Annotated in this window: 1 protein-coding gene and 1 pseudogene; both read right to left on the bottom strand. The window is 70.0% G+C overall.

The features are described from left to right. Positions 1 to 405 (bottom strand): hypothetical protein (locus tag AC1DW8_RS22610; RefSeq protein WP_478095945.1); only part of this gene is annotated, 405 nt, incomplete at its 3' end. A 62-nt stretch (positions 406 to 467) separates the two neighbouring features. Further along, a pseudogene (locus AC1DW8_RS22615) lies at positions 468 to 701 on the bottom strand (IS1595-like element ISUnb3 family transposase); the annotation flags it as partial.

A 701-nucleotide genomic window follows, 5' to 3' on the forward strand; every position in this document is an offset into this window, starting at 1 on the left:
GGCGACGGCCCCGACCGGGAGGGCGTCGACCTGTTGGGCCTCGATGCCGGCCAGCGCGCCGTACGCGGCGAGCAGGTCGGCCTCGAGGCGCGCCTTGGCGACCTCGAGCGCCTCGATCTCGGCCAGCACCCGCTCCCCGGCCCGCGCCAACCCCTCCAACGCCACCGCCGCAGCCGCACGCTCACCGGCCGCCACCCGGGCAGCATCACCGGTGCGCCCCGTCCCGCACGCCACCGCAGCACCGGGAACGCAGGTGAGTGCGGCATCCGCGCGCCAGCGCTCCAGCACCGGCTCCAGGGACCGGGACAATCGGCCACGGTCGCCCGTCCACGCGACCCGCAGAGTCGTCCACCGCCCACCCGCCGGCACACCGGAGGACTCCACCAGCGACGGCGTGTACGGCACGGTGAGCCTCCTCTCGGTGATCCTTCGATGCATCAAGCAGAACAGGTGTTCTGCATATCTGCTTAGGTGAAGTCCGGTATGCCGGTTTCTGGCTTGAGCAGGCCCTTGAGCGGGTGCGGGTCGGTGTCGACGGCTTGCTCGAGCAGCCGATAGAAGAGCAGTCCTCGTGACTTCGCGTTGCGGCGGTTGAACCGGAAGGTGTACTCGTCGAGGTAGTAGGGCAGGTGTGCCTCCTCGACGCGGAAGTGCAGGGTGCCGATCAGCCAGCGCTTGAGCAGTGAGGCCACCAGGTGCAC

The organism is Terrabacter sp. P2_E3 (assembly GCF_056403915.1).